Annotated in this window: 9 protein-coding genes and 1 pseudogene; 8 read left to right on the top strand and 2 right to left on the bottom strand. The window is 39.1% G+C overall.

Annotated elements, in window-relative coordinates:
- From AB685_RS32190 to AB685_RS23715, 3 genes and pseudogenes are all read left to right on the top strand, one after another.
- Positions 1 to 140 (top strand): annotated as a pseudogene (locus AB685_RS32190) (GntP family permease); the annotation flags it as partial.
- A 31-nt stretch (positions 141 to 171) separates the two neighbouring features.
- Positions 172 to 1,311, top strand: coding sequence for a glycerate kinase (locus AB685_RS23720; RefSeq protein ID WP_047973050.1), 1,140 nt, complete (start codon positions 172 to 174; stop codon positions 1,309 to 1,311).
- A gap of 111 nt (positions 1,312 to 1,422) precedes the next feature.
- Positions 1,423 to 2,001, top strand: a complete 579-nt coding sequence (locus tag AB685_RS23715; RefSeq protein WP_047973049.1) for a hypothetical protein — start codon at positions 1,423 to 1,425, stop codon at positions 1,999 to 2,001.
- Between the two features lie 72 nt (positions 2,002 to 2,073).
- On the opposite strand, the gene AB685_RS23710 is transcribed toward AB685_RS23715, so the two are convergent.
- On the bottom strand, positions 2,074 to 2,292 hold the full coding sequence (locus AB685_RS23710; RefSeq protein ID WP_047973048.1) for a YdiK family protein: 219 nt from the start codon (positions 2,290 to 2,292) through the stop codon (positions 2,074 to 2,076).
- The gene (locus AB685_RS23705) at positions 2,289 to 3,011 is read right to left on the bottom strand and encodes a CPBP family intramembrane glutamic endopeptidase (RefSeq protein ID WP_128755935.1); all 723 of its coding nucleotides are present in this window, start codon (positions 3,009 to 3,011) and stop codon (positions 2,289 to 2,291) included. The genes AB685_RS23710 and AB685_RS23705 overlap by 4 nt, the downstream gene beginning before the upstream one ends.
- Positions 3,012 to 3,302: 291 nt before the next feature.
- Here AB685_RS23705 and groES point away from each other — a divergent pair, with 291 nt between their 5' ends.
- The 5 genes from groES to AB685_RS23680 all read left to right on the top strand — a co-directional run.
- Positions 3,303 to 3,587 (top strand): co-chaperone GroES, encoded by a 285-nt coding sequence (gene groES / locus AB685_RS23700; protein ID WP_047973047.1) that lies wholly within the window; start codon positions 3,303 to 3,305, stop codon positions 3,585 to 3,587.
- 50 nt (positions 3,588 to 3,637) lie between these two features.
- Positions 3,638 to 5,278 (top strand): chaperonin GroEL, encoded by a 1,641-nt coding sequence (gene groL / locus AB685_RS23695; protein ID WP_047973046.1) that lies wholly within the window; start codon positions 3,638 to 3,640, stop codon positions 5,276 to 5,278.
- A gap of 305 nt (positions 5,279 to 5,583) precedes the next feature.
- Entirely contained in the window at positions 5,584 to 7,233 is a 1,650-nt protein-coding gene (nikA, locus tag AB685_RS23690) for a nickel ABC transporter substrate-binding protein (protein WP_047973045.1), read from the top strand.
- 18 nt (positions 7,234 to 7,251) lie between these two features.
- On the top strand, positions 7,252 to 8,196 hold the full coding sequence (nikB, locus tag AB685_RS23685) for a nickel ABC transporter permease subunit NikB (RefSeq protein ID WP_047973044.1): 945 nt from the start codon (positions 7,252 to 7,254) through the stop codon (positions 8,194 to 8,196).
- On the top strand, positions 8,193 to 8,878 hold a 686-nt coding region (locus AB685_RS23680; RefSeq protein ID WP_047973043.1), incomplete at its 3' end, for an ABC transporter permease subunit. The genes nikB and AB685_RS23680, both read left to right, overlap by 4 nt.

Genomic DNA, 8,878 nt, shown 5'->3' with positions numbered 1-8,878 from the left:
GTTTCTTCCATGCAACAGCAGGAAGTGTAGGTATGCAAATGAATGAACGCTTAAAACTTATTCCTTATGAGTCGCTCGTGGGCTTAATTATGGCGATTGTTTCAACGTTAATCTTTGGTGTATTCCAGTGGTTCTTGTGATGAGTATACTTGTGGAAGGGAAGCGAGTAGGATGAAAAAAATAGTGATTGCACCTGATTCGTTTAAAGAAAGTTTTTCTGCTCTTGAAGCGGCTAATGCAATTGAAAAAGGCTTTAAAGGCATTTTTCCTGATGCTGAGTATATAAAAGTTCCAATGGCTGATGGAGGAGAAGGGACTGTCCAATCGTTGGTTGATGCCCTTGATGGTACAGTTAAAACGGTAAATGTAATGGGTCCTCTTGGTGAGTCGGTAAGTGCAAGCTATGGATTATCGGGAGATCGGAAAATAGCTGTGATAGAAATGGCAGAAGCATCGGGCTTATCTCTTGTACCAACTGAACAACGAAATCCATTAATAACAACCACATATGGTACGGGACAATTAATCGCAGATGCCTTAAATGAAGGGGTAGAGCACATTATTGTTGGAATAGGAGGAAGTGCCACGAACGATGGCGGTGCAGGAATGGCACAAGCATTAGGAGTGAAGTTACTAGACTCAAACGGGGAAGAAATTCCGTACGGAGGGGCGGCATTAACCAACCTAGAATCGATTAATGTAGATGACCTTCATCCTAAGTTAGCTGAGGTAACAATTGAGGTTGCTTGTGATGTAGATAACCCACTTCTTGGAGAACAAGGAGCATCAGCTATCTATGGCCCTCAAAAGGGAGCAACGAAAGAAATGGTACAGCAGCTAGATAAGGCATTAGCTCATTATGCTATTGTGATTTCCGAGCAACTAAATAAAGATGTAAAAGACATTGCCGGTGCCGGAGCTGCGGGAGGTCTAGGTGCAGGGTTGCTTGCCTTTTTAGACGTAAGATTAGATTCTGGAGTTACTTTAGTGCTTGAAGCCACTCATTTTACCCGAAAGATAGTGGGAGCTGATCTTGTCATCACAGGTGAAGGAAGGCTTGATCATCAAACCATCTATGGGAAGACGCCAATTGGTGTAGCAAGGGCGGCTAAAATGGAAGGTATTTCGGTAATTGCGATTGCTGGGGGGCTTGCYCCAGGTCATGAGACGATTTATGATCAGGGGATTGATGCAGCTTTTTCACTTGTTCCTGGGATCACCACATTGAATGACGCACTAGAAAATGGCTTAGAGTATTTAGAATTAACAGCTAAAAATCTTGCTACCATGATAAAAGTAACGGCTAAATAAGAGCGAAACCTTGTACTTATCGTAATGATAGTGCAAGGTTTTTTTATGATCGACAAATTTTTTACAGAATGAGTAGAGAGATGGAAAGTAATTAAATGGGAGGAATGGTACGTGCGATCGTTTCGTTTAGGGTTTTCATTGATCTTTTGGGGGCTATTTATTGCTCTTTTAGACTTTGAGATTAATTTAGTATCAATCTTACCTGGATTTATAGGATTTATCTTCATTTTATTTGCCATACAAAAAGTAGGGAAAGAAGACAATGAGATAAAAAAGCTAGTTCCATGGGTAAATGTGTTAATCCCATTAAGTGCAATGGAATGGTTTTCTTCCTTCTTTATTCGTCCTAATGAGAAAATGGAGGAAGCGGCTTTGCCAATAAATCCTTTACTACTTGGTTGGTTTTCTTTGTTGGAAATTGCATTATTAGTGGTGACGATTTTGTTTGTGGTCAAATTAATGAATTATTACATTGATTTATTGAAGGAGCGCAAACAGTTCGAATGGCATGAGCGTTTCGTCAGTAGAAAGTTGTTTCTATGTATGGACCCAGGTCGCTTTGGTCGTCCTTCTCCCTTTAGCGGCCATCCATATGGTTATGGCGGTGCTGTATATTGTCGTTATCCTTTTCGTATTAATAGGAGTGGTTCGAATCTTAATGAGTGCCTACCGTATCAAGCAACTATCTGAAGTTATTTGGGAAAACTCGGACCAAAAATAAGAAAAAAACATGACCGTGTCCTAATTGACACGGTCATGTTCTTATTCATCTTTTTTCTTTTGTTGCTTTTGAATTTGCTTTATTACACGTCTGATCCGGAAAAAACGATAGGCGATCAAGAAGTCAAAAGCTGCAAACCCGATAATTAAATATGCCCAAAAATCCCATCCGGTTTGCTCAACTTTCAGGATCGCAATATAAACAACTAGTACTCCCAGTGTGAAGTACATTAGGGCCATCGCAGTTGGAGAAACCCTCATAATAATCCCCCGATAATCAATGATGTTTGTTGTACTTCTTCTAACCTCTCAACCCAATCTTCAAGTTGGTCTGCCAAAAGGACATTCACTACAGCTACAAAGAGGTTTAAGGCAACATGTGCCAAAATAGGGACGAGAATTCGTCCGGTTTTTACATAAAGATAAGCGAACACAAAGCCCATTGCTGTGTAGACAAGAAGGTGAGTGAAATCAAAATGAATAGCAGCAAATATGAACGAGCTCACAAAACCTGCAATCCAAAAGTTGAATCGTTTATAGAGTGCTCCGAAAATGATTAAACGAAACACAATTTCCTCTAATATTGGACCAATAATCGCTACAACGAATATGAAAGCAGGAARCGCTTTAGCCATTTCTACAATGGCTTCTGTGTTTTCTGATCCTGGCTCAATACCGAGCGCGTACATTTCAATTAAAGCTGCAGCGTACTGAGCAGCAAATACCATGAAAATACCAATGATTGACCAACGGACTGCTTCGCCTCGCGTGGAGCGACCTCGCACTTGATGCCTATTGCGCATATCTGGGACAAGAAGGAACAGAATAATGATTAGGCCTAAAGAGAAGCTAATAATACTCCAAATTCCTGGAATGCGCTCAAACGGTACATCCATTTGCATTAACAGCAAGGTGCCAGGAATTGCAGAGAGTTGCATCAGTACATATGTAATAAGGATCCACCAATAACGAATATTCAATATGCTAACTCCTTTTTAAAAATTTCTTATCTATTCAATCTATATATTTTACCATAGCTATATTAGAAAGACAGAAGGAATGCTTAAGATGAACGCGAATACATAGTAGTGGTTTCAATTGAGTGTACTTATCTCTTGCTCTAAAAGTGAATCATTAAGAAAAATCAAAAAAAATATGGTAAAGGACTTGCAAAACGAGAGTGTAATGATTATTATAATAATTGTGTTAGCACTCAATGTGACCGAGTGCTAATAAGTCTATTACATAGGTCTTGAAGGAGGGTGTTTTCCTTGTTAAAGCCATTAGGTGATCGTATTATCATTGAGCAAATCGAATCTGAGGAAAAAACAGCGAGCGGGATTGTATTACCTGACTCTGCAAAAGAAAAGCCACAAGAAGGTAAAGTAGTTGCTGTTGGTACTGGTCGTGTGACTGACAACGGAGAGCGTATTGCACTTGAGGTTAAAGAAGGCGATTCTRTCATTTTCTCTAAGTATTCTGGTACAGAAGTGAAKTACGGTGGAGTTGAATACTTGATCCTTCGTGAGAGCGATATTCTCGCAATCATTGGTTAATGAATAAGTAAACTAGGGTTATATACACAATTTTCTAGGAGGTCGAAATCATGGCTAAGGATATTAAATTTWGCGAAGAAGCACGTCGCTCTATGCTACGCGGTGTAGATGCACTTGCAAACGCAGTTAAAGTAACACTTGGACCAAAAGGACGTAACGTTGTTCTTGAAAAGAAATTTGGTTCTCCTTTAATTACAAATGATGGTGTTACCATTGCAAAAGAAATTGAACTTGAAGATGCATTTGAAAATATGGGTGCTAAGCTTGTTGCAGAAGTAGCAAGCAAAACAAACGATATCGCTGGTGACGGTACAACAACGGCAACTGTACTTGCACAAGCAATGATTCGTGAAGGTCTAAAGAATGTTACATCTGGTGCAAACCCGATGGTTATCCGTAAAGGAATCGAGAAAGCAACTGCTGCTGCTGTAGCTGAGCTTAAAAGCATTGCTAAACCAATCGAAGGTAAAGAGTCTATTGCACAAGTTGCTGCAATCTCTTCTGCGGATGAAGAAGTTGGCCAAATCATTGCTGAGGCAATGGAGCGTGTTGGAAACGACGGCGTTATCACAATCGAAGAGTCAAAAGGATTCTCTACTGAGCTAGAAGTAGTTGAAGGTATGCAATTTSACCGCGGTTATGCTTCTCCTTACATGGTTACTGACTCTGATAAGATGGAAGCTGTACTTGATAATCCTTACGTGCTTATCACAGATAAGAAAATTGCTAACATTCAAGAGGTACTACCTGTTCTTGAGCAAGTTGTTCAACAAGGTAAGCCAATCTTGATCATTGCTGAAGATGTTGAAGGTGAAGCTCTTGCAACACTTGTAGTGAATAAACTTCGTGGTACATTCAATGCAGTAGCTGTTAAAGCTCCTGGTTTCGGTGACCGTCGTAAAGCAATGCTTGAAGATATCGCTACACTAACAGGTGGAGAAGTAATCACAGAAGATCTTGGTTTAGATCTTAAGTCTGCGAACATCACTCAACTTGGTCGTGCTAGTAAGGTTGTTGTAACGAAAGAAAACACAACAATCGTAGAAGGTGCAGGCGAAGCTGATCAAATTGCAGCTCGTGTAAACCAAATCAAGGGACAATTAGAAGAAACAACTTCTGATTTCGATAAAGAAAAATTACAAGAGCGTCTTGCAAAACTTGCTGGTGGCGTAGCGGTACTTAAAGTTGGTGCTGCAACTGAAACAGAGATGAAAGAGCGCAAGCTTCGTATTGAAGATGCACTTAACTCAACTCGCGCAGCAGTTGAAGAAGGTATCGTAGCTGGTGGTGGTACAGCGCTTATTAATGTAATCAAAGCAGTTCAAGCTGTAGCTGCAGATGGTGACGAAGCAACGGGTGTTAACATCGTTCTACGTGCACTTGAAGAGCCAGTTCGTCAAATTGCTCACAATGCTGGACTTGAAGGTTCTGTTATCGTTGAGCGCCTTAAGTCACAAGAAGTTGGCTTCGGATTCAACGCAGCAACTGGCGAGTGGGTAAACATGGTTGAAACGGGTATCGTTRACCCTACTAAAGTTACACGTTCTGCACTTCAACACGCAGCAAGTGTATCTGCTATGTTCCTAACTACAGAAGCAGTTATCGCTGATAAGCCTGAGGAAAACGAAGGCGGCGGCATGCCTGACATGGGCGGCATGGGCGGTATGGGTGGAATGGGCGGCATGATGTAATGACCGCTCACCCCCTTGATATATAAGGGGTTAGTGCAATTAACAAAATGCTAACATTAGGTATAAAAAAAGAGGCTTCTCATTAGTTGATTAAACTTTTGAGAAGCTTTTTTTTAGTTCTTGCAACGGATAAGCATTTAACGAGAAAAGATGAAATTGGGCAAGTTGCTGATAGTATGAATACGATGTGGAGAATATTTCAATAAGAATATCTTTCTGAAATTTAAAAATCTTATTGACAAACAGATAGTGGAATTCTATTATTTGATAATGGTTATCAATTTCAGTGAGAAGAGGGAAAGTTTATGTTAACAAGAATACATTTAAATAAATTTTTATTTATATCTGCAATGATCTTTATTTTATCAATGACGTTACTAGGTTGTTCAAGTTCAAATGAATCAATAGAAAATTCAAGTTCAGCTTCTACGAGTGGAGCCGAAGATAAAAGTGAGAATGTGATTACTTTTGCTTGGCCTAGAGATATAGGGGATCTAAATCCACATCTCTACAATCCATCTCAAATGTTTGCCCAGTCTATGGTATTTGAACCTTTAGTCAGCTATCAAGATGGAGGAGAACTAAAACCACATTTGGCTGAATTTTGGGAAGTTTCAGATGATGGAAAAGAATATGTATTCAACTTACGTCAAGATGTGAAGTTTTCTGATGGTACAAATTTCAATGCTGAAATTGTGAAAAAGAATTTTGATGCTGTATTAGATAATGTAGATTTACATAGCTGGTTAGGCTTTATTCCAAAGGTCGCTCAAACAGAGGCAATAGATGAATATACGTTTAAAATGACATTAAACGAACCGTATCATCCTACTATTCAGGAGTTAGCGGTCGTTCGTCCAGTCCGTTTCTTAGGGGAATCTGGTTTTCCTCAGGATGGTGACACTTCTAAAGGAATAGAAAAACCAGTAGGCACAGGCCCATGGGTATTGGATGAATACAAAGTAGATGAATACGCTACTTTTACACAAAATGAAAACTATTGGGGCGAACGCCCAGGTGTAGAGAAAATTACAGTCAAAGTGATTCCTGACGCTGAAACACGTGTACTCGCTTTTGAAAAAGGAGATTTAGACCTTGTATATGGTGAAGGTGTTATCAGCTTGGATTCTTTTATACAATTAGAATCAACAGGTTCTTATGATAATAGTATTTCTGAGCCAGTTGCTACTAGACAATTAGTTATGAATACAAATGTTGAACAACTTTCAGATGTCCAGGTGCGTCAAGCGTTACATTATGGGTTTAATAAAGAAGCAATGGTTGAGGGGGTAACATCTGGGGTAGAAGAGAAGGCTGACTATATTTTGCCAACTAATTTCCCTTACACTTCCGATATTGATACAACCACGGTTAACTATGATGTTGAAAAAGCTAACCAATTGTTAGATGAAGCAGGTTGGAAGTTACCAGAAGGAAAAGATATTCGTGAAAAAGACGGTAAACCACTTGAAATCGAGTTAATGTATAACTCAGCTGAATCCATTCAAAAAACAATGGCTGAAATTTTACAATCTGAGTGGGCGGGATTAGGTGTGAAATTAACTATTGCTGGAGTTGAGCTTACTACTCAAGTCGAAAGATTCAAAGCGAATGAGTTTGATATGAACTTCTTTAGTAACTACGGCGCTCCATATGATCCACATACTTTCGTAAACATCATAGCTACAGAAGGATTTGGATTTAGAGAAGCTATTTCGTCTTACCCTAACAAAGATGAATTGTTGAGCCAAATCGCTGCTGTTCAACAAACAACTGATGAAAATGAGCGTCAAGAACTATACACATCTATTTTAGGTTCATTACAAGAGCAGGGTGCAATTGTTCCTATTTCTTATATTAAGCAAATAGCAATCTATCAAAAGGATGTTTCTAGTTTCACATTCCCAGCTAATCGGGATGAACRTCCATTTACAGGGATTAGTGTAAACGAGTAAGCGACAGGAGAGGTTTTCATGGGTACTTATGTCTTGAAACGGATATTCACCATCGTTCCAATCTTTCTTTTAGCGATTTTTTTAACATTGGGAATGATTAACCTATCACCAGTGGATCCTGCTGAGGCATACTTTGCTGCATCGCATATCCAAGCAACAGATGAGATGTTGGAAGAAAAGAGACATGAGTTTGGCTTAGATCAACCTCTCCTTATCCAATACGTGAACGCTGTAATTAAGGTATGCCAATTTGATTTTGGCATATCTTATCTTACGAATAAGCCTGTAGTGGAAGAAATTTATTCTCGAATACCAGCAACTATTCAGTTAACAATAGGTAGTCTTTTAATTGYGATTATAGTAAGTGTCCCTATTGGGTTTTTAGCAGGGGTTAAGAAGAATAGTGGCATTGACCATTTTAGTCGGTTTCTTTCTTTTATTGGTGCATCTATCCCATCCTTTTGGCTTGGATATTTATTCATTTTTTTCTTTTCAGTGAAGTTAGASCTTTTTCCAGTAGAAGGTACGGGAACTTGGAAACATTTAATTCTACCTTCTGTCACGTTGGCATTTCCYTTAATAGCATTATATACTCGGCTTTTACGTGCAAGCGTCCTTGAAAACCTACAAGAACCTTATGTGCTCTTTGCACGGACGAGAGGGATTCATGAAAAAGTCATTATGGGAAAGCATGTACTCCGAATTGCTATAGCGCCTATGATTACTGGACTAGGAATGAATTTAGGCAACTTAATGACGGGGGCTATAATTGTAGAGGTAGTCTTTTCATGGCCAGGATTTGGACGGTATTTTATTGAGGCCATTTTTAATCGCGATGTTCCAGTTATACAAGGTTATGTGCTATTAGCAGCTGGTATATTCCTAATTAGTAACTTAATAGTCGACCTTATCCAAATGTGTATTGATCCTCGTATTTCAAGAAAAGGAAGTCAGTACCAATGATAGGAAATTTCCGTGATATGTTAAAAAGTCATTTAGTGATTGTCTTTTGTTCTCTAATACTCTTAGTATTATTTTTAGTCACAATCTTTGCCCCGTGGCTTGCACCTAATGATCCTGTTTTGGTTAATGTCCTTCATAAATTACAGTCACCTTCTTTGAATTATCCTTTAGGGACGGATCACTTAGGTAGGTGCACGTTTTCACGTATACTATATGGAGCTCGAATCTCACTAGGATATGCGATGCTCATTTTTATTTCAGCTCTAAGTATAGGTTTGATTATTGGTATCATTGCTGGGTATAAAGGTGGTTGGATAGATCAATTGTTAATGAGACTTGGTGATGGGCTAATGGCAATCCCGAGCCTTTTGTTTGTTCTTGGTTTTGTTGGTATATGGGGAGTAGGTCTTAAACAAGTCGTTTTAGGATTAATTCTCGTACAGTGGGTTTACTATGCGAGAATCATTCGAGGAATGGTACTAAGCCTGAAAGAACAGAACTACATTACTGCAGCTAAAATAAGTGGTTCTTCTACATCGACCATTATGAAGAAGCATATTATTCCTAATGTTCTTCCACCAATAGCAGTAATGGGAACATTAGAAATGGGTTGGGCGATTATGAACTTATCATCAATGTCCTTTTTAGGTTTAGGGGTACAACCCCCTATACCAGAATGGGG

Source organism: Bacillus sp. LL01, from assembly GCF_001037965.1.
The sequence above is the reverse complement of the archived record's forward strand: the minus strand, read 5'-3'. Positions and strand labels throughout refer to the sequence as shown.

Coding starts and splice junctions, on each gene's coding strand:
- AB685_RS23710 (WP_047973048.1), bottom strand. CDS start 2,292: ATGAGGGTTTCTCCAACTGCGATGGCCCTAATGTACTTCACACTGGGA.